Source organism: Microcoleus sp. Pol8_D6, assembly GCF_036700965.1.
Taxonomy (GTDB): domain Bacteria; phylum Cyanobacteriota; class Cyanobacteriia; order Cyanobacteriales; family Microcoleaceae; genus Microcoleus.
This window is the reverse complement of record NZ_JAUBPW010000001.1, coordinates 182073-207387: the sequence shown is the minus strand read 5'-3', so window position 1 is coordinate 207387 and position 25315 is coordinate 182073. Positions and strand designations below refer to the sequence as shown.

The window sequence follows — 25315 nt, the reverse complement described above, 5'->3', positions numbered from 1 at the left end:
CTAGTTGTTTGCAGATGTGGATTCAGATTCGGTTTTTGATTCAGTTTTTGATTCTTTCTGTGCTTCTTTAACAAAGAATAAGTAAGCAGCTTCAAGAGTTTTGCGATCGATCAATAAGCGGTCAGCCCGTTCATGATAAACTTCTTGAAAAAGCTTTCTCAGGACGTGATAGTAATTTTTAATTTGCTCCTCCCGCTCTTGACTGATTTGTGACTGTTTTAGAATTCTTGCCAAGCGAATGCGATACTCTTGGATGAGTGCAGCAAAAATAACATCCCAAGACATATGAGGTTTTCGGGATCTCACCGCTTGTAAGAAAGCGGTAAAAGGTTCTGTTTGGGAAGTACGTTTATACGAACTTCCCCGTAAGTTATACTGGGCGGCAATTTGTGCAGCTTCCATCATGTACTGTTTAATTACTTCGTGTTCTTCTGACATCAAACTCTCCAATAAAGTATTCAAAGGTTCTTTTATCCGAGACCAAATTGCCTCCAAATTGGGGTCATCTTGTTCCCGCAGCAGCCAGCGCAGCAGGACGTAATAGAAACTCAGCGGACGAGTTGCCGCCCGCGCCAAGTCATACAAACAGTCATCTTTTTTCTGAATACTTGCCACCGAAATAGCTAGCTTTCCGATACAGCGCAGCCGTTCTAAAACTTGCTCTGCCGTGACTGCCGTGCGCCGTTCTTCCTTGGATAAATGACCGTTTCGCCGATACTGGCCGCTGCCTAATAGTGGCTGCAAAGATGAGGGGATTCCCTCAACTTTTCCGAAAAAATCCCAAGTTGGTTCCACTTCCAAATTTGCACCCAAAACAAAGGGAAAACCGTCAAATGCCAAACTCATTTCCAACGCCAACCTGAGCGATTTCAGCAATGCCACGGAGTTATTAACTTCTCCCCACAGCACGGGAATTGTCACCGTTGAGTTGATAAATTCAGGACGTTTTGGCAGTGCCAACCCAACCATTTTGTTGGATTGAAAAACTATCTCGTTTTCGCGGTAAAGTTTAATTTCGTCAACTGTTACTGTCCCATCTTCATTGTGGGCGGTGGTCTTTCTCAGAAAATTTTGCCAAATTGTTCTGAGTTCAACACTCGATCCTTTTGGCAGGGCAAAGTGAAGATATAGCGGGTCTTGTTTGACAGAGTTCGGAAAATTTGCACCAACCGCCATCAACTGATAACCCAATGCCGATAAGTTATCTGCCCGCCGTTTGGGTTCAGCAATCATGCCGCCGGGAAGACGATTGGAAAAAGCTTGGACTTTGGTTCCGGGTGGCATTTTTGGAGAACTCAATTCGCTGATTTGTAGCGATGTCGTCCCCAAGGAACAGCGCTGGCGCGGGTTGGCTTCAATGTAGGCTGTGAGTTCGTTAAAGCCTTGCCAATTGGCTGGTGTGGAAAAGTTGAGCAGTTGTCGAACGGCATTTACCAATTCTTCAGATACGTCTACCTCTTCGGCTTTAGCGCGCAGTTGAAATGAGTCTTCTAAGGCGGCAAATACCTTTTCTAACTTCTGTTCGCGATCGCCCTCGATGGATTTGGCCGCAAACAAACAGCGTCCGTACTGCGCGTTAAATGGTTCTAATGCCGATCGCTGTTCTGAGGATAATCCGACTTGCGTTGCAATTCGATCCCAAACATCCTTGGGGCTGAGTTCGGCGGCTCGATAGCTGAGGTAAGCGGTTTTTAGTCCTTCAGAAATGGCAAATTCATCGGCATTGGAAACTGGATGCAAGCCGACAGCAGCGGCGGCGGTAACGGCATTTTCTCCAGCATCGCCGCCATATTTTTCAATATCCTTGGCGACTTTTTCGACTTTGTAACCGCTGGCTTTTTTTACCAGTAACTTATTTACTTCGTCTAAAGTTGCTTCTGGATTTTGTTGGATGGCTTGCGGGTCGATTTTGATGCCGTCTTTGGTGGCGTTCACGAGTTGTTCGACGTTGCTGCTAAAGACGCGATCGATCTTTTTTTGCCATTTTTTAGCAATGATTGGGCTTAAATCGCCGTCGGGAAAGGCTTCTCCGACAAAAATTTGACCGTTGGGATCGATCGCGAGAGTATGCAAATTGCGATCGTGCAAAACCTCTTCACAAGCTGACAGCAACAGTGAAGTTAAATAACCTCGGTCTTCGGAAAGAGTGACATGAAACAACTTACTGTCACGCTGCAATGCAACGGTTAACTCGGTTTCAACTTTGCGAATGCGCTTATTTTCCTCAATTCCTAAGTCAAATAAGTCGCCCCCAATCAACATCGCGGCCCAACGTTTAATATTGGGGTCTTCAGGCAAAAAACGCATTCCATCGCTGGCGCTGTGACCGGAATGGCGTTCTATCAGGCGGCGGACGAGTTCGAGTTCGGACTCGGTTTGGGCGAATTCGGCAACGCAGGCGCGATCGAGTTGTTGTAGCAAAAAAGAGCGATCGCGTGCCAACGTCTTAACATTGCGTCCGTCGTCTGCCAGCTTATTCAAATCGTGAACGGCAGTCGCGGCCAGAATACAAGCGCGTTTGTCATCGGGAACTCCGGCAATTTTGCTAACCGTTAAAACGAACTGACAAGCCGAATCGAGGTGTTCGGCAAGGGTGCGTCCTTGGCGAGTGCCATACTGTCCGTGATTCGTATGCAGTTCGTACAGCCGGGGACGAACTTCCCTAAAGTAGCGGTGGTCTAAAGTTTGAGGTTCTTCGTCAAAAAGCGAATTTTTGATTGACATAATTTCGCCCTAATAAATTCATTGAATACGAAAAAGTTTAATCTCTTCTTTTTGTTTGGAGTAATTTTTCAATTTTCATACTTTGCATTATTCTGTTTTCTCTGGTTCAATGGGTTGATATTCCTGAATTGCACCCTGTCGAATAATCCACAATTTCCCAAAAACCTCTGCTTGCTGTAATCCTAGAATTAATGTTTCTATTGCTTCTATCCACTCTGTAAAATTGCCACGAGGCGTTAGCCGAATTACAACAATCCCCGCATACTCAGATGGATTAAACCGCATTCGATTGCCAAAACCGCGATCGGCAGTAACTAAACATCTTTCCTCTTGATGGCAAACATTAATAAGTTCCACATCGGGTGCTGAAGTCAAACCTTCACTTACGACTGTTTCTACGTCATGCCCTGCCAAACGTAAAAAGGTGATAACGCGAACATCGACATTTTCATCTAGTTTTAGCTTCACGTTGCTGCTTCCTCCTTTTTTCCTAATGGAATTTCGGCATAATAATCTCGCGTTACTTCAGCAGCATAAGCAATACAAGCGAATACATCTTCTCTTTCTATGCTGGGATATGCTTCTAGGATTTCCTCAACAGCCATTCCTCCAGCTAGGTAGTCAAGGATTAGGGAAACCCAAATCCGATGGCCGCGAATGCAAGGTTTTCCAAAACAAATATTTGGATCGATCGAAATTCGGGACAGTAGATTATCTCTAGTCATTGGTCTTCCTCCAGATTTCACGTAATTCCTTTAAACAAATCCACTGGTCATTTTTCTTAACCTCGATGTAGTCCCAACCATTAGCTGAACTGCCATTTAGTTTTTCTGCCAATGGACTCGGTTGATCGAAATCTTCTCCGTCGTAAACAATGGTTCCTCTGATAGAGATTTCCAGGCTATTGATATACTCACGACCTAACTTTTTTGCCACAGGCCGCTTCAGTTTGACTCGCACAGGCATTCCTCGCTTGGTGATACCGGCATCAAATAGTTGAGTTAGTTTGACACGGGAGTTGTCTGCTTTCTCCTCTGAAGTCTGACTGGCAAGTGCCAAATCGAGAGTTAACTGAGTCGGTGATGTCTCTGGCTGACTGGACTGCTGGCGAACTGGTACTTCGGGCTGTAACGTATTTGTCTTCAGGTATTGAGGCAGCCAGTCGAGAAACGAAGTCCTTAGCAGTTCAGGCATCTGAGAGATGTCGCTGTCGTTGAGATGAATATCCATAAGAAGTCTGTTGAGGTTGTTCCCATCGTGCCATCCTCTCCAGTGAAATGTCAAGTTGTTGCTGTAGCCTTTTGATATCCGCGTTGCTGTAGCCTTGAGTTTGACGGGCGAGCAAAATCGTGTATCCTATATCTATGGAGAAAGGTTGCAGTTCAGTGCTGCACTGGTAGAAATACCTAAATACCTCTCAGGGATTGAAACGCTGTCGCCTTATGATGTCGGGCAAAACCCTTTCTCCTCAATCTTTTCAACATATCCACTACGCTGAATATCGCTGATATCAAGGAAAAGGCGTATAGGCAAAACCTTTTTTGTTCATCCAAACTTGTGCGCCATGCGGAGATAAAACTCCCCTTCTAGATCGTCTTTACACTTCTCCAGAATGACTAAATTTTGCGTCCAACCAATTTCTGCAACCATTGGTTGCAGTTTTTAATTTTGACTGTACGTGGTGTAAAAGTTGCGCTATTCCAGATATTACGGGCCGAAAATCCACTAATACCTGGAAACTCAGCCTGTAAATCTTTTGCCAGTTGTTCGACTACTGATAAGGAAGTCGATCAGGAAGCTGCGAAGCAATTTCCTGAATTTCAGTCAGCTTTGGACAAATTTGGAGCATAGTTAACCTTTGTTATGTCTAGGGTTTGTACTTGCACTAGAATTATAGTGGCATCTAAAACCAAATTTGTCAAGCATATACTTACACTTTATTAATGCCCCGCAAAAAAGAGACAATTACACTGTCAATTCCTGCCGGAACCAAAGAGCAGCTAGAGGCGATCGCCCTTCGCCTCGGTATCACATGGGGCAAAAGTCCCAGTATATCTGGGTTATTGGTCGCGATCGCCCAACAAAAAATCGAAGTGGGCGAACCCTTTACTCTCAATTCAGTGCAGGTACAATCCTTGAACAAAGCCGTCAAATTCCTCAACGACTCTGGCGAAGTCGAAGCAGCCCAGATCGTCATGGCATTACTTTTGGACAAAGCCAATCTGGAAACCCCTTTCCGGCAAAAGTTGCTCGAACAAGTCAACCAAACTGCCGAAGCGTGGCGGCTTCGGCTCAATCAACTGATTGACGATCGCCAACCGTTCAGACTGTTTTACCAGGCAGGCAAAGACAAAGTGAGCGAATTTACTGCCCGCAGTGCCAAAATTCGCCTCTACGACAAGCGCCTATACCTAGAAATCTGGTGCGACGATGCTGACTCCAGAGAAATCCCGGAATTAGCTCACAATCGGTGTTTGCGCTTAGACAAGATTGTTAACTTGCTACCTGCAAGTGAAAAATGGCGCGAAACCATAGACTACTTAGAAGTACACTTACACTTTTGTAGGGGATTGGCTGGGAACTATGAATTCAAAGCGGATGAAGATGTGGCAAATGAAATGGTGGGAGACGTGCGCCATGTAGTGAAGCGGGTATCCAGTCGATTCTGGCTGTTCCGAGATGTGCTGCGGTACGGCAAAGACTGCGTGATTGTCTCGCCCCAGAATGTGCGCGATCGCTTCCAACAAGAACTGATCGACCTCTGTCGCCAGTACAACCTGGAAATCCGCGATTAAATCAAAAAAAAGCAGCCGGTAAAGGCTGCTTTGACAAAAAAACCGTTGTTGAGTTAGAGGAGAAAACTTTTAAATCGAATTCAAATTACCGCTGTTTCCACTCCTGCCTGAGTTTCCACTATTTTCATCTACCGCTGACTCACCCTGCCTTCAGAACAAAACTTCAAATCCCGATTAGAATGCTGCTGAAAGTTCGTTGACCACTTTCACTCGGCCTCTGAGCACCGCCCGCAGCAAGCGGTTGACACAGCCTCTGTCTTCGTCATTCAGAGAGTCGTCGAAGGTGGCGGCCATCAAACCGTAGCGATCCGCCAGAGTCAAAACGCCTGTATCGGTTACAGAAGCGAGGATTTCAGAGATAGCGCCGGGGAGGAGTTGTACGGGGTGCATGGCAGTGCGGTTGAATTCGATATATTTATCATCTTCTGATTTCCTCTAAATATCGGTGATATTAATAAGGCCGCGAATGTGATTCTCTAGGGTGAAAGCAAGTGATCCGAGTAGAGTAAAGTTGTGACTTGGGTCACAGCGCCACAGGTAGCCGCAGGCAATTCCATCCCGCGCCGATTTTTGGGTAGGACGTGGGGCTGACGGCATTTCGCTAAAATGATCGTTAATGCCCCAACCAGTTTAATTTTTACCCCAGTACCGAAAATGCTTGATTTTCTCAATCCCATTTTGGGCCGCAAGCCCGATCACATCAAAGCCAATGTGGAAATCTATACTTGGCAAACCTGTCCCTACTGCATCCGCGCCAAAACTTTGCTGTGGTGGAAAGGCGTAAATTTCACGGAATACAAAATTGATGGCGACGAAGCCGCTAGAAAAGCAATGGCCGATCGCGCTAACGGACGCCGCAGCGTGCCCCAAATTTTCATTAATAAGCAACACGTAGGCGGCTGCGATGACATTCACAAACTCGATGCCGATGGAGAGTTAGATCCGCTGCTAGCTCAACCAGCAGTTTAAATTAGTGTAGGTTGGGTTTCGTTCCACCTGCTCAACCTACAAATTTACAAATCTTTGGCAAATTTACTTAGATTATCTTGCCGCCATTTAGCATCGGCGCGCCTGTCTGTTTGCAATTCTAAGACGCGAATCCCGCTATTTGGCAAAAAACTTAATTTTTGTTTGAACTGTTCCCAATCGTCTATTATCTCGTGTTCCACGCCGTAAGTTGCACACAACTGAGCAAAATTGATATGCTGCGGCGTGGCAAAAAACTCTTCAAAGGGCGGGTCAAATTTGGCAACGGGCAACATTTCAAAAATTCCGCCGCCGTTGTTATTAATTAATATGATTGTCAGATGGCCGACAAATTTATTTTTAATTAAAAAACCGTTCGTATCGTGCAAAAGTGTTAAATCGCCTGTTAGCATGATGCTGCTTTGATTGCGGTGAGCAACTCCCAAAGCTGTTGATAATGTGCCGTCTATGCCGTTAGCGCCGCGATTGACAAAAGGTTTTATTTCTAAGTTGTTTGGCTTCCAGAAAAACTCTACATCTCGCACGGGCATACTGTTGGCAATAAAGATCGGTGTTGCTGGAGGCAAAATTTGGGAAAGCAGCCAGGAAACTTTGGGCTCGATTATGTTGTTAATTGCTGATATTTTTTGGTCTATTGTTTGTCGGACTTGGATTTCGGTGTTGCGCCAAAGTTGGAGGTATTCGTTTGATGGAGAGGTTTGAACCCCCCCTAACCCCCCCTTGTTAAGGGGGGGGACAAGAGTTGACTCGCCCTTGTTTAGGGGGGGGACAAGAGTTAATATAGTTGCGAGATTAGTTGCGATATTTTCTGGGGAGGTTCGCAGGTGAAGTGTTTGGCCGTGTAGGGGATCGAAGTTGTGGTGGCTGGGGTCGATTATGTAGCGTTTGGGTTGGGTTTTGTCTAGCCAGTTTCGCAGTTCTTTGCTTGTGGGTAAGTCTCCGATTTGAATGGCGATTTCTGGGGTTAATTTATCTGCTAGTTCGCGGTTTCGCAGGATTAAATCGTAGGTGGAAATTAGATAAGGATTGAGTTGGGCGTAGTTTCTGACTGGGGATAATCCTTCTGCTAAAACTGGCCAGTTTAAGGATTTGGAAATTTGGGCGATCGCACTACAGTATTTTTCGGCAAATTGAGGCTGTGCAACGCCTGCAATAATAATCCCTTTGCTGCACTTTTGCCACTGTTGCATTGTACTTTCTTCTCCCCCCCTTAACAAGGGGGGGCTGGGGGGGGTAGAGCTTTCTCCCGCGAAAATGGGTTCTAATCCTGCAAAGAAATCTTCGGGATTAAATTCTGTTTCTAAAGCTTCTACGGCTATGTCTGGAACGGGTACAAGCGGGTCGCGAAAGGGGATGTTGAGGTGGACGGGGCCCGGTGTTGGAAATTGAGATCGCTCCCAAGCATACACGATCGTCTGGCGCAGATAGTCTAGCATTCCTCTGGACGCAGAAGGTATCGCTAATTCGGCTTGCCAGTTGGGATAATTGCCGTAGATTTTCACTTGGTCGATCGCTTGTCCGGCGTGACAGTCCCGCAGTTCTGGAGGTCGATCGGCGGTGAATATTAGCAGCGGAATTCGACTTTCTCTGGCTTCTATGATAGCAGGATAAAAGTTGGCTGCGGCCGTTCCAGATGTACAAATTAGTGCGGTTGGCAAATAGGATTTTTTGGCAATTCCTAATGCAAAAAAACTCGCTGAACGTTCGTCGAGTATGGGAATAGTTTCGAGTTTTTTGTTTTGAGCAAAGGCTATTGTTAGCGGTGCCGATCGCGAACCGGGACAAATCACGGCTGTAGTTAATCCCAACCGCTGCAAAGTTTCTGCTAATACGGAAGCCCAGACGGTATTTGTGTTGCGAAAATCTATTGGCATTGCTAAACCTGAGTAGCTCAACTCTGTATTGTGCTAGGATATTATACTCAAATAATTGTCAGGATACATTTTTATGATTCTTGAGGCGGTTGTGCTTAATGTCAAATCTGGCTGTGAGAGGGATTTTGAGATAGCTTTTAGAGAAGCCTCCAGTTTGATAGCGTCTATAGATGGATATTTATCTCACGAACTTCATCGCTGCACAGAAGTTCAAGGAAAATATCTATTATTGGTTAGATGGAAAAATTTAGAAGCTCATACCATTCGATTTAGGAATTCCGCTGAATATCAAGAGTGGAAAAGAATGCTTCACCATTTTTACGATCCTTTTCCCATAGTAGAACATTTTGAGGAGGTGAAAATTAAACATTAACACAGACTCAATCAATTAACTTGACAACTCTAGATCCTGCAAATTAGCTTAATTATTAGACTAAAGCATTTAAAAGTGGTTGTAATTTGAGCTGAATTTCTGCTAGTTCTTTCTCTGGTTCCGAACCCGCCACAATACCAGCACCAGCATAAAGTATAGCCCGATCGCCATCGATTAAAGCCGATCGAATTCCCACGGCAAATTCGCCGTTGCCGGTGCGATCGATCCAGCCGAGGGGTGCTGCGTACAAAGAGCGATCGCAGCTTTCGCAGCGGCGAATTTGTTCGAGAGCAATATCTCTCGGCACGCCTGCTACCGCTGGGGTTGGATGCAGTTGAGCTAAAATCTTTAATAAATGAATATCAGGGGGAATTTGAGCTGTTATAGGTGTCCACAAATGCTGAATGTTTGATAGTTGCAGCAGTCTGGGCACTGGGGAAAATTTGGGGGTTATGCCGAGTTTAGATAGGCGATCGACAATAAAGTCAATCACAACTTGATGTTCGCGAATATCCTTCTCACTCTCTAGCAATCCTTGGGCTAATTTCGCATCTCCCGCCTCCGTTTTTCCTCTCGGTGCTGAACCTGCTAAAGCATCTGTTAATAACTGATTGTTGTGAATGCTAATTAAGCGTTCTGGACTAGCACCGATAAAATTTTGTCCTTTGCCGTTACTGGTTGAAAATACATAGCAATCTGGATAGCTGAGGCGCAAGTTATTTAATGAATCTATTAAACTGAAAGGGGTTTGAGAAATCACATTGATTGCTTGGGATAAAACAATTTTACTAAAATATTTAGAGGCGATCAATTCTAAAGCCGACTTGACTGATGTTTTAAATTGACTGGCATCATTGACGGGGATTTGTTTCAAAGATATCGAACTGTCGATCGCAGTTGTTAGTTTATGGTATTTGCGAGATTCAATTTTATCAAAGGTTTGCCAAATATTCTCAGCAATATTTTTAACGTTTCGATCTTTTTCTATGATGGCATTTGCGACGAGGATGCAGGTATCTTTCTGTCTGGTAATCTGCCATTTGGGTAAAAATATGGTGGCGGGCGGAAAGTAAGAATTAGCAGCAATGTTCTCATCAAAAAAAGCAAAGCTACAAAAAAAGTGAGGCCCGCTAAATGGCAAGCGTTCCGCACCAATGGTAATTGTATTGGCAACTGTTGAACGAATAAAGTTTTGAGCTGCCACAAATCGATCGGTTCCTGCTACGGTGAGATGGATTGCCGAATCAAGGGCGGCAATTGCAAAACTTTTGCCGGCAATGGGGTCTCTTTTTTCAAAGTAAAAGTGCCGCTGACAAGGTTCGGAAATCTCTTGCAGTACAGCTAGCGGATCGAGGGGATAAATTTCCTGAGAAATACTAACTATTTTTGTGCGATCTTTTTCGGTTAAAGACTGCTGGCAATTTAACAGAAACTGATGCAGTTGATTGCGGTCTTGCAAGAGATTAGCGCGGTGCGGTATTACTGTCATGAAAGCGAGAATAGCAGATTTGTCAGATAGAGTGTGGGTTTGTCCGGCTAAAACCCCTATTTCGATCTAAGCACGGGAGGGCGATCGCAAAACACGACCTTTTGAGTTTCCCTCCCTGTTTGGGCTCTGTTGGGGAAAAAAACCGACCGTCGGGCGATCGATCGAAACATTTAGACACAAAACTTTAAGATCGATCGGCTAAATTTCGCAAAAGTCGATCGCCCCCTGCAGAGGTTGACAGACGGGCTACTTGCGCTGTTTGAGTACCGCCACAGCCTCTATGTGGATGTCGGCCGCACACTCAACCCGATCGAGAGTAGACTTTGTTCACCAATAAAATTGTAAAATTACTACGCTGCTATCAATTGAATCAAGTTTGTGTAATGACAACAAAGTTAATTGAACGTTCAAATAGTAAATTGTGGCTGGCGGCAATCAAGCCGCCCATGTACAGCGTTGCGGTGATTCCTATTTCAGTAGGAACTGCAATTGCTTTTGCCGAAACTCAAACGATTAATTCGTCAATTTTTTCGACATTTTTAATTTCAGCCATTTTGATTATAGCATGGCTGAATCTCAGCAATGATGTATTTGACTCAGAAACCGGCATCGATAAAAACAAAGCGCATTCTCTAGTTAACTTAACCGGAAATAAAGCTTTAATTTTCGGGCTAGCAAATCTATTTTTAGCAGTCGGAGTGTCAGGAATCTGTGCCATAAGCTGGTGGCAAAAAGACCCAACAGTAATTTTGCTAGTAGTTTTATGCTGTGCTCTGGGCTACACTTATCAAGGGCCTCCGTTTCGTCTTGGCTATCAAGGTTTGGGAGAAATTATTTGCTTTTTCACCTTCGGGCCGCTAGCCTTCGCCGCTGCTTATTACAGTCAAACTCAAACTTGGTCTGCAACTAATTTGGTGGGTTCTGCAATCGTGGGAATTACAACGAGTATCATTTTATTTTGTTCCCATTTTCACCAAGTTGAGGACGATTTGGCGGCGGGTAAAAAATCCCCAATTGTTCGACTCGGTACGAAAAAAGGTGCTCAGTTGTTGCAGTGGTTATGCGGCAGCGTTTATGCTTTGACTGTGCTATTTGTGGCTTTGGGAATGTTCCCAATTTGGACGCTGTTGATTTTTGGAAGTTTGCCATTTGCGATCGACCTTTGCCGCCATGTCACAGACTATCACGACCAACCGGCAAAGGTCAGCAACTCTAAGTTTATCGCAGTCACGCTGCATTTTTCGAGCGGATTGCTGCTGGCGTTGGGGTTTGTTTTGTAGATCGGGCGATCGAGAATTCCGGTAAAATTGAGGTATGGTTTGCTAAGTTGAGGGAGTTCGTGGAGTTGGCAGAGTTGGGCGACTTCTCAAAATCTTCTTTAATTCAGCAATTCGTACCTCACATTGAATCGTAGAATTGTCTATGAACAAATTTAAGAATTATAACTTTCACTATTCCTTAACTGGCAACAAGAATCAGCCGACACTTTTATTTTTGCATGGATTCACGGGCAGCAGTCAAGACTTTAGCAGGGTCATCCCCTTACTTTCTAACAGTTATTGCTGCTTAGCAGTTGACCTTCCCGGTCACGGAAAAACCAGAGTAATCGGCGACGAAAGTTGCTACAATATGTCAACTACTGCCCAAGCATTAATCGAGTTATTAAATGATTTACAAATAGATAAATGTTTGTTGTTGGGCTATTCAATGGGCGGGCGGTTGGCACTTTACATGGCATTACATTTTCCAGAAAGATTCGAGAAAGTAGTGTTAGAGTCAGCTTCGCCAGGATTGAAAACCGAAAAAGAGCGATCGCACCGCCGGGAAGCCGATTTACAGCTAGCACAAAAGCTGGAAAATAGCAACATTAAAGATTTTTTATTCAACTGGTACGATCGCCCTTTATTCAAATCTTTAAAAAACTCTCCCAATTTCGACAAACTCATAGAAACCCGCTTAGCAAACAATCCCTTAGAGTTAGCCAAATCTCTCCGCAATATGGGAACCGGCAACCAGCCCTCTCTCTGGGAAAAACTCGCACAAAATCAAATCCCCATCCTCTTGCTAGCGGGAGAATATGATGATAAATTTACAACTATAAATACCGAAATTGCCCGCTTGTGTCCTGCCGCCCGTCTGGAAATTGTACCAAAAGCTGGTCACAATATCCATTTTGAAAATATTGAGAATTTTGGATCAGTTGTGAGAGAATTTTATGATTAACTAAAAAACTAATGCTTTATCAATTCGAGTTTCGCACTTATCAGCGAAAATTTAAGCGTCCCTTGCAAACAAGTCACGGCATCTGGCATATTCGATCAGGAATTATCCTGCGAATTGTGGGCGAAAATAATCAAATTGGGTGGGGAGAAATTGCCCCTTTGAGTTGGTTTGGTTCCGAAAGTTTTGAGCAAGCTTTAGATTTTTGTAACTCGTTGCCAGGTAATATTTCATCAGAGATGATTTTTGCTATTTCCGCTGAATTGCCGGCTTGTCAATTTGGCTTTGAGTCAGCACTATCAAACGACAAAAATTCACCCCCCCCAGCCCCCCCTTGGCAAGGGGGGGAGAAGAGAAAAAATTTAACTTACCTTTGCGAAGAGGAGGAGAAGAGGCTGAGTCAGTACAGCGGTTTATTGCCAGCAGGTGAAACAGCTTTGCAGGCTTTACCAATGCTTTGGTTAGAGGGATATCGGACGTTTAAATGGAAAATTGGTGTTGCTGCAATTGAACAAGAATTAAAGATTTTTCAACAGCTAATCCAAGCAATGCACAATTTGTGCGATCGCGAAAAATCATTTTTGCGCTTAGATGCCAACGGGGGACTTAGTTACTCGCAGGCTAAAACATGGCTGGAAGCTTGCGACAAGGTAAAAGCAACTCCCGACTTTTCTGCAGACATTGAATTTTTGGAACAGCCGCTGCCCGTAACACAGTTTCAGGAAATGGTAGAATTAAATGCTATTTATGCAACTCCGATCGCCCTTGATGAATCTGCAGCCAACCTCGATCGCATCCAAGAGTGCTACAGCCAAGGCTGGCGGGGAATTTTCGTCATTAAACCTGCGATTGCTGGTTCCCCATCCCAACTGCGAAAATTTTGTCAAACTCACAATATAGACGCTGTTTTCTCATCAGTATTTGAAACCAAAATCGGCAGACAAGCAGCCTTAAATTTAGCAACAGAATTGTCTTTTAATAATAGATCATTAGGCTTCGGAACTGATTCCTGGTTCGACGAGAATGATTCGATTTTAGATTTTAGATTTTAGATTTTAGATTAGTCCCACGACTAAATCAGGCGGGTTACATAATTGTTTTGAATCGAAAAACTTGGTGAAAGCATCTATGGCAACAAATCTCACAGTAAATATTCTGGATCTCGTGGCTGGCTTGCCCAATAATTGGCTCATCGGTTGTGACAGCGGCGAATTTGCCCGAATTGTCGATCGGGTATTTCAACAATTCAGCCAAAATCAACCACAGCAAACACCGCAGACAATTTTTATAGCAGAAGCGGAACCCGTACAATTTCTTGCTAGTTTCATCAGCGCTTGTGCCGCCAAATGCCAGATTTTTCTCTGCAATCCCAACTGGGTAAAATCAGAATGGCAACAAGTTTTTGATTTAGTCCAACCAGACATAATTTTTGGGCAAAATGCACTGGAAAATCTCAAGAAAATGCAATTAATCTCACATCTTGCACCATTCTCAATAAGTCTTTTAGGGGCGGGCAAGATGCCCACCCCACAATCAAATTCACTCCTTGTGGAACAGGCATCTTGCCTGTTCTTGAGAATGGTGCAAGATTTCAGATTAAGCGCATCTCCAACTGACCCAAATAAAAACCCTCACCAATTACCAATTACCAATTACCCATTACCATCAATCATGATTCCCACCGGCGGTTCTTCAGGAAAAATCCGTTTTGCCATGCACACTTGGGAAACATTAACCGCATCAGTACAAGGTTTTCAACAATATTTTAAAGTTGACAAAATCAACTCGTTCTGCGTTTTGCCATTATACCATGTCAGCGGTTTAATGCAATTCATGCGTTCCTTTACTACCGGAGGAAAACTGGCTATTCAGCCATTTAAAGAATTAGAAAATGGTAAAAAAAGCGATATCGAACCCGAAGAATTTTTCATTTCTTTAGTTCCCACTCAACTGCAACGGCTGCTGCAAAACCCAGATACAGCTAATTGGCTGGGACGGTTTCGTGCCGTACTTTTGGGCGGGGCTCCCGCTTGGCCGGAACTTTTAGAAACAGCTAGAAACTATCAAATCAAATTAGCGCCTAGTTACGGCATGACCGAAACAGCCTCGCAAATTGCTACACTAAAACCCGAAGATTTTCTCGCGGGTAATAACAGTTCCGGTCAAACTTTACCGCACGCTCAAATAACTATTCGCAGTGCAAAAGGCGAGATTTTGTGCGATAATAAAATTGGAAATATTGTGGTTAATGCTCAATCTTTGGCGTTGGGTTATTATCCTGAACTATTCGGCGATCGCCAATATTTCCAATTAGACGACGTGGGATTTTTTGATAAAAATAACTACTTAAATATCGTTGGACGCAGCAGCGATAAAATTATCACAGGCGGAGAAAATGTATTTCCGGCGGAAGTTGAAGCCGTTGTGCGATCGACTAATTTAGTGGCGGATATTGCTGTAATTGGCTTGCCAAACAAAGATTGGGGTCAAGTCGTTACGGCTATCTACGTTCCCGCTAATTCCGAAGTTAGTGTCAAAAATCTGCAAGCGGCAATAGAAGATAAGTTGAGCAAGTTTAAGCGACCGAAATATTGGGTTATCGTCGAACAATTGCCCCGCAATTCTCAAGGCAAACTCAATCGAGAACAATTGCAAGAAATTGCGCTCAAAGATCAATAATTATTAGGCGCGATCTATACAGAAGGCAGAATTTCTCATGCTTATTTCCGACTCCTGACAACAGTCAACAGTCAACTGACTAATTACGACAAACCTAACAGCCTTCTCGTCCTCTCCGCTTCTTGTCTTTGAAAATCCACAAACTTCAACATTCGGTAAAGTACCTCTATTTGGGGCAACTTAAGACCTGCTTGCTGCGCCACCCGTATCGGATTACCAAAAATTGCCTCAACTTCCAGGGGCCGCGATTCATCATAATCGATTTTCATGCTGGTGCGGTAAGGCTTCATTTTCTGAGTGTATTCAAGCATTTGTGGGATAAAGTCATCGGGAATAATGCGATCGCAACTTTTGGCTCCCGCTACCACTTCCCCCATGATTTCCTCCACTAAAATCAGAGTATCAGGATTAGCCATCAGTTCGTCAGTTCTCGCATCCAAAACTACAGACAGCCCGTTATAAGGAATATTCCAAACCAGCTTTTTCCACCTTGACAATAGCAAATCATCGCTCATTTTTATGGGAATATGAGCACGTTTAAAGTCTGCAGCAATTTGGTGCAATCTATTAGTAATACCGATTGCTTTGTACTCTTGGCAATATTCTCCCAGCGTGATAGTGCCGTAATCAAGGTGGCAGATATGACCTGGCCCAACTTTATAAGAACAGAGAAAACACAGCCCGCCAACCACTCGTTCTGCACCGACAATTTTAGCTACTTCCGGTTCTGTATTCAATCCGTTTTGCAATACTAAAACCGCGCCGTTATCCTTTAATAAAGGAGGCAAAATTTTGGGCAACAAGTGATTTTGAGTTGTTTTCAGCGCTAGAATTACTACGTCGCACTGAGGCATTTTGTGCGCGTCGTGGTAGGCGCGGACGTGGGGGAGGGTGAAGTCGCCTTCGGGAGACTCGACAATCAAACCGTGTTTTTTGACGTAATCGTAATCGCTGCGTAGCAAAAAATTGACTTCTAAACCTGCTTGTTGCAGTCTAGCACCGTAGAATCCGCCTAAAGCTCCCGTACCCACAATGGCATAATTGCGATTTGACATAATATCAACAATTCAGAAATAATTATCAACAAAACAGAAATTTTACAGTCATTCCCTGCTATTATTTAAAGAGAGAACTAATCGGAAATCTCAATCTCAAATTTCCTCATCCACTGCATCAAGTCTTCAGATAGCTGTTTTCTAGTTCGGCTAAGTGCATCGATGCAGACGTGCTTAGTCAGAGCTTTAGCAGCGCTTCTTCCTGCAACTTCCTCAGAAAATACTTGATAGGCAATTTCAAATTCATCGCCAGTAAGTTGTTTGGGCGTCAATTGAATTATCAGCCGATCGCCCGCAAACATTGGGCGATAAAAATCTACACTAGCATGAATTATGGGAAAGGCAACCTCGGAATTGCTGAAAAATGCTTTGAGATTAATTCCCGATGCTGCTAGAGATGCCTCGTAAGCTTCGTGGCACATCGCCAAAACGTTAGCAAAGTAAACGACTCCAGCAGCATCGGTATCTTGAAAGTGAACAGTGCGGGTGTAAGTGAAAGGCATTTGAGGTAGTAGCGGGCGATCGCAATTGGGATCGCAATTTTACCAACCATCATATCCCTCAACCCGCACTTTTGGAGAATTTGTCAGCTAAGTAAGTAGGCGCTAATTTTTTATATTGTAAAATTCGCCCTCCTCACTCCTCCCCCTGATTTCTTAACCTTTGTTCTTAATCAACATCACGTCTATAATCTTGAGGGCAATATCTTCGGAAAGCCCCAATGCACTGTAAAGATCGTTCAAAAGTTGTTCTTCTTCTTCTGAAACCTCGCCATCTGCTAAAGCGATATCAGTTGTGACAGCAAAAACGGTTTCTTTAAGTTCGTCGGGAAGGGTTGCCAAAGCTGCATTAAACAGTACCTCAACTCCTTGCCGTTGCAGAATCATCAGCAGGCGCTCGAGCATTTTTCTCATTACGTCATCGGGATAGCTGCGGAACAGTTGCATCCGAGATAGCGTCATGCTAATCGCTTTACTTTCGCTGTCATTGATGTAACCGTCGGCTGCTACGGCAATTAGCGCGATCGCCGCAAATGCTTCTGCCGGCCCTAATCTTACGTCCGTTTCTTGACGAGTCTGCGATACTTTATCAAATAAACCCATGATATTTTCCTCATTATTTAGTAGTCGATTCATGGAGTCAGGATGTGCTCTGGCTCGGGAAGTTTCTTGGGAGATTTCGACAATTATATCAAATCTTGTTAGTTAGTTGTTATCAATAAAATTATGAAAAAATTAAGATTTTTATTTGGCCCTTGTGTACTGTAAGGGCGGGTTAATTCCTATCCTGAATTGCCTTCCCATATATCGGCTCAAACCCGCCCTAGATCGCAGACTATCTATTTTTCAAAAAGGGCTAAATCTGCTTTCAGGAAATCAACAAACTGCCGCGCAGTCCTCCCCGATCGCCCATTGCGACGAGTTGCCCATTCTTTAGCACGGTTATCCAAATCCTCGGGAGCGAGTTGGATTCCAGCAAGTTCTGCCAGATGTCGCACAATTGTTAAATAAGTGTTTTGATCGGCCGGTTCAAAAGTTAAAGTCAAGCCAAATCGATCACTAAATGAAAGTTTTTCCTGCACAGTATCCCAAGCGTGAACTTCGTCTCCATCGCGGGGGCGAGGTCTGTCGTCAAAAAACTCTCGAATTAAATGCCTGCGGTTAGATGTGGCGTAAACTACCACATTTTGAGAGCGAGCAGTGACATTTCCTTCCAAGACAACTTTCAGAGCTTTAAAAGCATCGTCATCTTCCTCAAAAGAAAGGTCATCCACAAAAATAATAAACTTTTGAGGAACTCCCCGCAACTGCTCGACAATTAGCGGCAAATCTTGCAAATCCGATTTAGATACTTCAATCAAGCGCAGATTGCGAGATCCAAATTCATTTAACAGCGACTTCACCAAAGAAGACTTACCCGAACCGCGGCTCCCGTACAGCAAAACGTGCAAAGCCGGATAACCTGCCAACAAAAACTCCGTATTTTTTACCAGAGCATCCCGCTGCCAATCGCAGCAAACCAACTCTTTTAAAGTTATGCCATCGGGATGTGAAATACTCGCCAACTGCCCTCTCCGCCACCTAAAAGCGCGATATTCGGCAAACAAACCCGTGCCAAACTGTCGGTAATAAACTGCCAAAGATTCCACCGCGCTCGACCATTTTTCCAGTTTTCCGTGCAGCGGCAAATCTCCCGGTTCTGCTACAGTTTCTGAATGCCAAATCGGAGGCACTGCGTCAAGTTGACCCGCTACGCGCACCCACTTGCTCAACTGTTCGCTGCTGCATTCGTAAATATTTTGCAGCACTTCTAAATCATGTCGGGCGGCTTCCACCAAAGCGGGGGGCAAACTTGCAAAATCTGTTTGCTGAGCTCGGCGAGAAAAGGGGTTTTCGTCTTTGAGAATTTCGGAAATCAGAGAATCTTTCCAGCTTAAATTTTTAGCAGCCTGAAGTTTGAACCAGTTTCCGTAAGCTATCTGACATTCCAAAGCGCTGACTTCGCTGTGATGAAGGGCTTGCAGCAAATCGAGAAAAGCTTGACCTGCGGGGCTTTTGAGAACTGATTGATACAGCAGCAGGGATGCCGCTTGGCGCTGGAGGTAACGGATTTGGGCGATCGCACCAGAAGTTAGGGCTGACATAATGGCAATTGTATAACAGTTACATATCCTGACTGGCTTTAATAAATTTTCTAACAATTCGTGACACTAATTGCAGGCTGCGCTGTATAAATTTAGATGCAAACAGTGAAATCGAGAGGATTAAAAATGAATTTAGGTACAACAGCCGCGATCGGCTACGGCATTTTAACACTGGTTGGCGGCATCATGGGTTATATCAAGGCCAAAAGCCAAGCCTCACTCATTTCCGGCCTGATTAGCGGTTCCCTGCTAATTTTTGCCGGCACCGCCCAGCTTATGGGACAAAGTTGGGGTTTAACATTAGCAGCAGCCATCTCCGCTGTTTTAGTAATAGTCTTTATTGTGCGCCTTGTTAAAACTCAAAAATTCATGCCGGCCGGAATGCTAATTTTAGCTAGCTTAGCGTCTTTGGGCGCGATCGTTTACGAAATCAGCGGTCAATATCAATAATCTGTTGACAGTTGACAGTTGACTGTTGACTGTTGACTGTTTTTAGTGGTCAGTGGTTATTTGTTAATTGTTAGTTGTTCGTTCTAATAACCCATAACCAATAACCAATAACTACTAACCAATAACCAATAACCAGTGACCAATAACTAATGACTAATGACTAATGACTAATGACTAATGACTAATGACTAATGACTAATGACTAATGACTAATGACTGCATCAATATACTGCTGAACTTCCCTGAGTTGCTGCCGCTGGCATTCGATCCAAATTTTTTCCGCAGATCGCTGTTCCGGCGTCTCTTTCTGATACCGCGCCTGCTTCTCTAAAAAATTATTGTAGAATTTAATCGCTTTTTCAACTGTTTGAATTGCCAGTTTCATGCGCTCCTCAAAAATTGCTATAATCACATTATCCAGGATTAACCCAATCACTTTACAGGACTCTTCAAAATCGACCAAACTGATTCCCATCTTGCTTTTGTGAACCAAATTCTCTACAGGTTCTTTCAGTGTTTCTTTAAAAGTTTTAATATAAGAATCAGGCAAATATTTCAGTGGCTCCGTAAACTTCGATACAATCTCCCCGCCTATTGATTGTAGTCGCTCTCTAAATTTCGACTGACTCTTTAGGTCGAAGCATTCAATACAAATTTCAAATTTTTCTATATCTATAGATTGTAATTCTTGAAAAATTAAAGTTAGTTCATTCTCCATAATTAAAATCACTCGCTCGGCTTGGGCATCAACTTCATTCCGCAGCTCTTTGTGCAAATTATCTTTTTCAAAAAAACCAATAGTATCTCTTTGAAACACTTGAGCGTTTTTATCCCACAAAAACCACTGATTTTTTAACTTGGTCGCCTTGTCGCTCCAAGATTTGCGAACTTTAGCAACAGTATCATATTTGCCCTGTTTTCCTAAACTGCGAATTCTCACATCGCATCCGCTTAGTTCGCCAATTTGCTCCCAGACATCAACAGGAGATGATCCAGCAATTCTCGGCTTGCTATTCCAGACATCCTCAGCATGAGATACATCTTTGAAACATACCTGAAGTAACCCCTTGAGTCTGATGGCAGATTGCTTAATTTCGTCAATACAAGGTTCCACATCTAAACTGAGTTGGGTAGCTGACTGTTTAATCTCCACGGATTGATATTCGTCTGCCAACAATCGATCGCTAAACTGGGTAATAGCCTGGAATGCCTTGAGATACTCATTCATTTCCTTTCATGCCTCGTTTCCATAAACAGCATACAATACAGAACATCTGCGTTTTTGAATGGAAACTGAGTCACAACATGGATTATATATTCACCCCTGCAACTCAGGCGCGACTCAATAGTGGCAAGCTTGTACAGCCTGCTGCCAAAACAGGAAAATTGCTCCCTGCTGCTAGAGATCCGGTGACAGGAGAGTTTGTGGAGATTGCAAAAATTTTTTATCAATCAAAAAGTGAAACTCAATCGGATCGCGGAGTTATAGGATTGCTCGCACAGTTAGGCGGAGGTGGCCCCATACAGCCGCTGGTAGCTCCCGTGTACGTGACACTGGCGCCGTTGCAGGTGGCTCAAACTCATCAGGGGTTTCAAAAAACATACAGAATGCTTAACTGTCTGAAAATTAATTTGGCAGTGATCCAAGCAACTGCTGCTGTCATTGGTATTGGCACTGTATCGAGCACAGTTTTGTCAGCAGTAAACCTCAACCAAGTATTAAAAATCCGAGAAGAGGCCAAGCACCAGAAGCTAAAAATTAAAGACGGGTTTATTGATCTCAGACACATCCTCAAAGATAGGGGAGTAGAGGTGATCCAGCATATTTTTAAGGTGGCTCACGACTCTAGTTTTGAAATGCACCGCCAGAAACTGGTTAACGGTTATGAGATTTTTTCTAAAGCTATAAAACGCTGTCAGTCAGCCCTGACAGTGCCAGATATTAAACTTCGGAATTCCGAAATTAATAGCGGGCGGGATATGCTGTTTGAGGCTTTAAAAATTTATGAGAATCCTAGTTTGTTAGAGGGGCTATGTTCTGCCGGACAACTCAGGCAAATGGAATGTGTTTGGGCGATCGAGCAGGCGATCGGCGTCACGTTTCACTTGCAGCGGGCCTACGATATGGTGAGCGATCGCCTGCGGGAACTCCAATCAAAAATTTGTCAAAATCTTCTAACTGTTGTTAAAGGATGTCAATCCGAACCAGAACTAAATTTTTTATTTCCCGAAGTTACTAGGATTCTAGGTCATGATTTAAGTGTAATAGAATTTTGGCAAAATGAGGTTGATTGGATGGAAACTTTGTCTCCAAAAGAGCAGCACCAGTTAGCTAGTTTAGATAAACTCACTGCCGATAGTTTAAAAAGCAGCGTGTACACTACATTCGCGGTATTAGCTACGGAACCTTCCCTTTATGAAACTTTAAAGCAAAAGTCTCACTTTCTATCCTTGCGCGACCAGCTAACCTTCGCTGTGTCGCCGGAAATCCGCCGGGGATACGAATTTTATATCAGCCAGCAGGCGATCGCTACTGGCTATCAAGCTTTAGCTGCCTCGAATTGGCAAGAAATATCCGATTTAACTGTGGCTAACCTCTACTACTTTTTTCAAATCCGAGAGAAATCAACTGAAAATTATTCAACTGAGGACGAATTAGAAACGCCTTATTGGCACTTTCCCCCAATCTTAAAAAACGAGCTGAATTATAGCAATTAAATGACAGGTGACTAATGGATACTGTTGACTGTTGACTGTTGACTGACTTCTTCCCTCGTAGACCCAACTTTTCAATTTTTACACTACTTGTGTAGTAGTAAAGTGTGTACTGCCCACCCTACAAGTATAGTCTGTGGTCAAGGACTATTTTTCCTTCTTCCTTCTATCCTGTACATCCGTTACATCCGTTACATAATCCGTTGCCGAACTTCCTTCTGATTACCTCAACCACAACTTAATAGTATTGTCTTTAGAACCGCTAGCAATAGTTTTGCCATCAGGACTAAAAGTCACCACATAAACCTCATCGGAATGTCCCGTCAAAGTATTCAGCAATTCTCCGGTAGCAAAATCCCAAACTTTAATAGTTTTATCCTTGCTCCCGCTCGCAATAAAATTCCCATCCGGGCTGATAGCAACCGAGACAATATCGTCAGAATGTCCCTTGATCGAGCGAATTAAATCTCCTGTTTCGATATTCCAGATTTTAATACTTTCATCGTAGGAACCGCTAACAATTGTCTTGCCGTCTGGGCTAACAGCAATCGACCTCACGGGGTCGCCGTGTCCCTCAATAGTTTTGAGCAACGCCCCTGTTGCGACATCAACAATTGTAATTTTTTTATCCTTAGAAGCGCTAACCAAACTTTTTCCATCTGGAGTGAAAGCAACAGAATAAACAAAATCTGTATGGTCTGGAAAACTCTGAATCAAACGGCCAGTTGCTGCCTCCGAAATCTTTGTGGTTTTGTCTCCGCTGCCACTAGCCACAAGCTGTCCGTCGGGGCTGAGAGCGACAGACCACACAGAAGCAGTGTGGTCGAGACTGCGAATCACTTGCCCTGTTTTCAAATCCCACAGCATGACTCGCCAAAAACCGGTTCCAGTCGCCAGTTTAGTACCGTTTGAGTCAAAAGCAACCGACCAAATGGTGGAGGAATCTCCTGGAAAAGTGCGGATAGACTTGCCTGTAGCTAAATCCCAAATTTGGATGGTTTTGTCTTTAGAACCGCTGGCTAACATTAAGCCGTCTGGACTGAAAGCAACAGACCCAACGGCATCTGAATGCTGAGCGAAATTTTTGACTTTGGCGTTCTTCCACCGCAGACCTGCTTGGCACTGTTCCTGTAACTCCTGAGCGGATGAATAGCTGCTGGAAGTGTTGGCAATTGTTGGTATTTGGCTGATGCAGTCTTCATAATTACTGCCTTTATAAAAAGCTTCAATTTGATTGAGCTCTTGGGATTCTTTCTGGGCTCGCTGCTGCCATTCTTGCCACTTGAGATATCCGTAAATTCCGCCGATCGCAGCTAAGAGAGCCGCAATTGTTGCCCCGGCAAGATAAGGATTGAATTTGCGAGTTTCTTTGGGGACAAGTGCTGCTGGGCTGGCGATCCTCTCCGTTGGCGTAGCCCCCGTAGGGGCGGGCTGCGCTAACGAGAAATCGGTTTTTCCGTTCAGATTTACCTGCGAGGATACCGCCGGACTTGCCTGCAATTCGAGGTGAGGGGCGCTACTCGGTGGTGGCAGATTGGGGTTGCGGTGTCCCTCCAAAACTGTGGAGATCGCCTTGTACAATTTAGCAAATAAAGATTTAGGAATGACTAATTCTTCGATTTTCGCGGCATCTTCGTCGGTAAGCCCTAAAACTTGCTGCAAGCGTTTTAACTCCTCGCGAGTTTCCTGAGAAAAGGGATATTCTTGCTGCATTGCTTCTTGCAGTGATTGTTCGTAGCGTTCGCCTTTTTGCCTGTATTTCCGGTAAGGGTTCAATACCTCATCTTCGATCGCCTCTGCTTCTTCTGGCAGCAATTCCAAACTGACGCGCAGTTCATCTAATATTCTCCGACCGACGACGGTAATATCACCCCGGCTGCTGCTGCGCCGATCGACTTCTTCGCGATATATTGTTAGCTTGGGAATCCGCGCCCGCGAGCGATCGCCAATTTTCCTCAAATCGGCTAAAGCTTCCGCCGCCGACTGGTACCTCTCCCGAAAATCGTAGCGCACCATATTATCCAAAACATCGGCCAGCGCTTGGGAACACGTGGCTAAATGCCGCCAAACAATTTCGCCTTTATTAGAATTTTTCAAATCCCGCAATTTCGGCAAATCGTAAGCCGGCAAACCCGTCATTGCTTGGATGCCAATCATTCCCAAAGCGTAGATATCGCTGTTGAGTTGCGGGTTGTATTGAAATTGTTCGATCGGCATATATTCCAGAGTGCCAATCCGCACAGTTACCGGCGCTTGTCTTTGAGCGATGTGAATTTCTTTCACCGAGCCAAAGTCAATCAAAACTAACTTATTATCTGAATAGCGGCGGATTAAATTAGCCGGTTTAATATCTCGGTGAATTACTCCCTGTCCGTGTACAAACACTAAAATTTCTAACAGTTCCTTCAGCAAAGGAATCATTTTTTCTTCAGTTAGAGGCTTGCCCGGTACAATCTCGGTTGATAGCGAGTGACCGGCAACAAAGGATTCAACTAAGAAAAATTCTTCATTTTCTTCAAAATAAGCGAATAGCTGAGGAATTTGGTCGTGTTGACCGAGCTTTTCTAGAACTTCTGCTTCTTTTTGAAAAAGACGGCGCGTAGTATTAATTAATTTCGGTTCGGTAGTACCGGGACGCAGGTGCTTGACAAAGCACTGCGGTTCTCCGGGACGGCGAATATCTTTGGCCAGATAGGTTTGTCCAAATTCTCCTGTTTCTATGACTTCAATGATTTGATAGCGTCCATCTAAAAGTTGGCTCACCATGATAATAACGCAGCCTTTTTTTGGTTGATTTTCGCAAGAAACAGTTGCAATGTTGAGTCAGTTGTATAGCCTTGTTCAGGTGAATTAGGTCTTCCTGGGCAGGGGCAAAACAGGGCATTGGGCATTGGCAAAACAGGGAATTGGGTATTCGGAATAGTTGTTTCTTTCCTTCTTCTTTCTTTCCTTATTCCGAGTTCCATCGGACTTCTTCCCTCTGACTTCTTTCCTTCAGACCTCTTTCCTTCATACTTCAGACTTCTGACTTCTGACTGAGATATTGCACCATTCTCAATTACTTGTTGAGGAACAGGCAAGATGCCTGTTCCACAAGAAAAATCATTCTTTGTGGAACGGGCATCTTGCCCGTTCTTGACAATGGTGTAACATCTCAGTTCTGACATACTTTATTTTTTCAACATCTGCAAAGCTTGATATCCCAAAAAGAAAAAACCCAAAGCGCCGAGTACCGCTATCGTGTTCGCAAACACATCGACTGTAAAAAATTCGCCCATTGCAATATCCTCTGAAAACTGATATCTATCCT

Annotated in this window: 23 protein-coding genes; 9 read left to right on the top strand and 14 right to left on the bottom strand. The window is 44.0% G+C overall.

Annotated elements, in window-relative coordinates; genetic code table 11:
* The 4 genes from QUA10_RS00885 to QUA10_RS00870 all read right to left on the bottom strand — a co-directional run bounded on the left by QUA10_RS00885 (window position 1) and on the right by QUA10_RS00870 (window position 3954).
* Window positions 1-2724 (bottom strand): CRISPR-associated protein Csc3, encoded by a 2724-nt coding sequence (locus QUA10_RS00885; RefSeq protein ID WP_333080733.1) that lies wholly within the window; start codon window positions 2722-2724, stop codon window positions 1-3.
* An 87-nt stretch (window positions 2725-2811) separates the two neighbouring features.
* On the bottom strand, window positions 2812-3192 hold the full coding sequence (locus tag QUA10_RS00880) for a DUF5615 family PIN-like protein (RefSeq protein ID WP_333080732.1): 381 nt from the start codon (window positions 3190-3192) through the stop codon (window positions 2812-2814).
* Complete coding sequence (locus QUA10_RS00875) at window positions 3189-3449, bottom strand: DUF433 domain-containing protein (protein WP_333080731.1); 261 nt, start codon at window positions 3447-3449, stop codon at window positions 3189-3191. Before QUA10_RS00875 ends, QUA10_RS00880 begins: the two co-directional genes overlap by 4 nt.
* Window positions 3442-3954: a hypothetical protein gene (locus QUA10_RS00870; RefSeq protein WP_333080730.1), complete on the bottom strand. Its 513-nt coding sequence runs from the start codon at window positions 3952-3954 to the stop codon at window positions 3442-3444. Before QUA10_RS00870 ends, QUA10_RS00875 begins: the two co-directional genes overlap by 8 nt.
* 713 nt (window positions 3955-4667) lie before the next feature.
* Between QUA10_RS00870 and QUA10_RS00865 the strand changes: the two genes are divergently transcribed.
* Window positions 4668-5519 carry a WYL domain-containing protein gene (locus tag QUA10_RS00865; RefSeq protein WP_333080729.1) on the top strand — a complete coding sequence of 284 codons (852 nt, stop codon included), beginning with the start codon at window positions 4668-4670 and terminating at the stop codon, window positions 5517-5519.
* Window positions 5520-5693: 174 nt separating this feature from the next.
* On the opposite strand, the gene QUA10_RS00860 is transcribed toward QUA10_RS00865, so the two are convergent.
* Window positions 5694-5909: a hypothetical protein gene (locus tag QUA10_RS00860; RefSeq protein ID WP_190731630.1), complete on the bottom strand. Its 216-nt coding sequence runs from the start codon at window positions 5907-5909 to the stop codon at window positions 5694-5696.
* 264 nt (window positions 5910-6173) lie between these two features.
* On the opposite strand from QUA10_RS00860, the gene grxC reads away from it, so the two are divergent.
* Complete coding sequence (gene grxC, locus QUA10_RS00855; protein ID WP_333080728.1) at window positions 6174-6488, top strand: glutaredoxin 3; 315 nt, start codon at window positions 6174-6176, stop codon at window positions 6486-6488.
* A gap of 44 nt (window positions 6489-6532) precedes the next feature.
* Here the strand turns inward: grxC and menD are convergent, their stop codons facing one another.
* Complete coding sequence (gene menD / locus QUA10_RS00850; protein WP_333080727.1) at window positions 6533-8380, bottom strand: 2-succinyl-5-enolpyruvyl-6-hydroxy-3-cyclohexene-1-carboxylic-acid synthase; 1848 nt, start codon at window positions 8378-8380, stop codon at window positions 6533-6535.
* Between the two features lie 73 nt (window positions 8381-8453).
* Between menD and QUA10_RS00845 the strand changes: the two genes are divergently transcribed.
* Entirely contained in the window at window positions 8454-8753 is a 300-nt protein-coding gene (locus tag QUA10_RS00845) for an antibiotic biosynthesis monooxygenase (protein WP_333080726.1), read from the top strand.
* A gap of 55 nt (window positions 8754-8808) precedes the next feature.
* On the opposite strand, the gene QUA10_RS00840 is transcribed toward QUA10_RS00845, so the two are convergent.
* Entirely contained in the window at window positions 8809-10242 is a 1434-nt protein-coding gene (locus QUA10_RS00840; protein ID WP_333080724.1) for an isochorismate synthase, read from the bottom strand.
* 383 nt (window positions 10243-10625) lie between these two features.
* Here QUA10_RS00840 and menA point away from each other — a divergent pair, with 383 nt between their 5' ends.
* The 4 genes from menA to QUA10_RS00820 all read left to right on the top strand — a co-directional run bounded on the left by menA (window position 10626) and on the right by QUA10_RS00820 (window position 15141).
* Window positions 10626-11522: a 2-carboxy-1,4-naphthoquinone phytyltransferase gene (gene menA, locus QUA10_RS00835; protein ID WP_333080723.1), complete on the top strand. Its 897-nt coding sequence runs from the start codon at window positions 10626-10628 to the stop codon at window positions 11520-11522.
* A gap of 142 nt (window positions 11523-11664) precedes the next feature.
* Window positions 11665-12465 carry a 2-succinyl-6-hydroxy-2,4-cyclohexadiene-1-carboxylate synthase gene (gene menH / locus QUA10_RS00830; RefSeq protein WP_333080722.1) on the top strand — a complete coding sequence of 267 codons (801 nt, stop codon included), beginning with the start codon at window positions 11665-11667 and terminating at the stop codon, window positions 12463-12465.
* Between the two features lie 11 nt (window positions 12466-12476).
* Window positions 12477-13514 (top strand): o-succinylbenzoate synthase, encoded by a 1038-nt coding sequence (locus QUA10_RS00825; protein WP_333080720.1) that lies wholly within the window; start codon window positions 12477-12479, stop codon window positions 13512-13514.
* A 76-nt stretch (window positions 13515-13590) separates the two neighbouring features.
* Complete coding sequence (locus QUA10_RS00820) at window positions 13591-15141, top strand: 2-succinylbenzoate--CoA ligase (RefSeq protein ID WP_333080719.1); 1551 nt, start codon at window positions 13591-13593, stop codon at window positions 15139-15141.
* Window positions 15142-15224: 83 nt separating this feature from the next.
* Here QUA10_RS00820 and QUA10_RS00815 read toward each other — a convergent pair whose 3' ends face one another.
* The 4 genes from QUA10_RS00815 to QUA10_RS00800 all read right to left on the bottom strand — a co-directional run bounded on the left by QUA10_RS00815 (window position 15225) and on the right by QUA10_RS00800 (window position 18840).
* On the bottom strand, window positions 15225-16196 hold the full coding sequence (locus tag QUA10_RS00815) for a putative 2-dehydropantoate 2-reductase (RefSeq protein ID WP_333080718.1): 972 nt from the start codon (window positions 16194-16196) through the stop codon (window positions 15225-15227).
* Between the two features lie 77 nt (window positions 16197-16273).
* Window positions 16274-16699, bottom strand: coding sequence for a thioesterase family protein (locus tag QUA10_RS00810; RefSeq protein ID WP_333080717.1), 426 nt, complete (start codon window positions 16697-16699; stop codon window positions 16274-16276).
* Between the two features lie 153 nt (window positions 16700-16852).
* Complete coding sequence (locus QUA10_RS00805) at window positions 16853-17299, bottom strand: tellurite resistance TerB family protein (protein WP_333080753.1); 447 nt, start codon at window positions 17297-17299, stop codon at window positions 16853-16855.
* Between the two features lie 236 nt (window positions 17300-17535).
* Window positions 17536-18840, bottom strand: a complete 1305-nt coding sequence (locus tag QUA10_RS00800; RefSeq protein WP_333080716.1) for an ATP-binding protein — start codon at window positions 18838-18840, stop codon at window positions 17536-17538.
* Window positions 18841-18966: 126 nt separating this feature from the next.
* Between QUA10_RS00800 and QUA10_RS00795 the strand changes: the two genes are divergently transcribed.
* Window positions 18967-19290 carry a TMEM14 family protein gene (locus QUA10_RS00795; RefSeq protein ID WP_333080715.1) on the top strand — a complete coding sequence of 108 codons (324 nt, stop codon included), beginning with the start codon at window positions 18967-18969 and terminating at the stop codon, window positions 19288-19290.
* Between the two features lie 202 nt (window positions 19291-19492).
* Here the strand turns inward: QUA10_RS00795 and QUA10_RS00790 are convergent, their stop codons facing one another.
* Window positions 19493-20518 (bottom strand): hypothetical protein, encoded by a 1026-nt coding sequence (locus tag QUA10_RS00790; RefSeq protein WP_333080714.1) that lies wholly within the window; start codon window positions 20516-20518, stop codon window positions 19493-19495.
* 77 nt (window positions 20519-20595) lie between these two features.
* Between QUA10_RS00790 and QUA10_RS00785 the strand changes: the two genes are divergently transcribed.
* Entirely contained in the window at window positions 20596-22008 is a 1413-nt protein-coding gene (locus QUA10_RS00785; RefSeq protein WP_333080713.1) for a hypothetical protein, read from the top strand.
* A gap of 219 nt (window positions 22009-22227) precedes the next feature.
* Here QUA10_RS00785 and QUA10_RS00780 read toward each other — a convergent pair whose 3' ends face one another.
* Window positions 22228-24771: a protein kinase domain-containing protein gene (locus QUA10_RS00780; protein WP_333080712.1), complete on the bottom strand. Its 2544-nt coding sequence runs from the start codon at window positions 24769-24771 to the stop codon at window positions 22228-22230.
* A complete protein-coding gene (locus QUA10_RS00775; RefSeq protein ID WP_333080711.1) occupies window positions 24765-25172 on the bottom strand; it encodes a hypothetical protein in 408 nt (135 codons plus the stop codon). The genes QUA10_RS00780 and QUA10_RS00775 overlap by 7 nt, the downstream gene beginning before the upstream one ends.
* Between the last annotated feature and the right edge of the window lie 143 nt (window positions 25173-25315).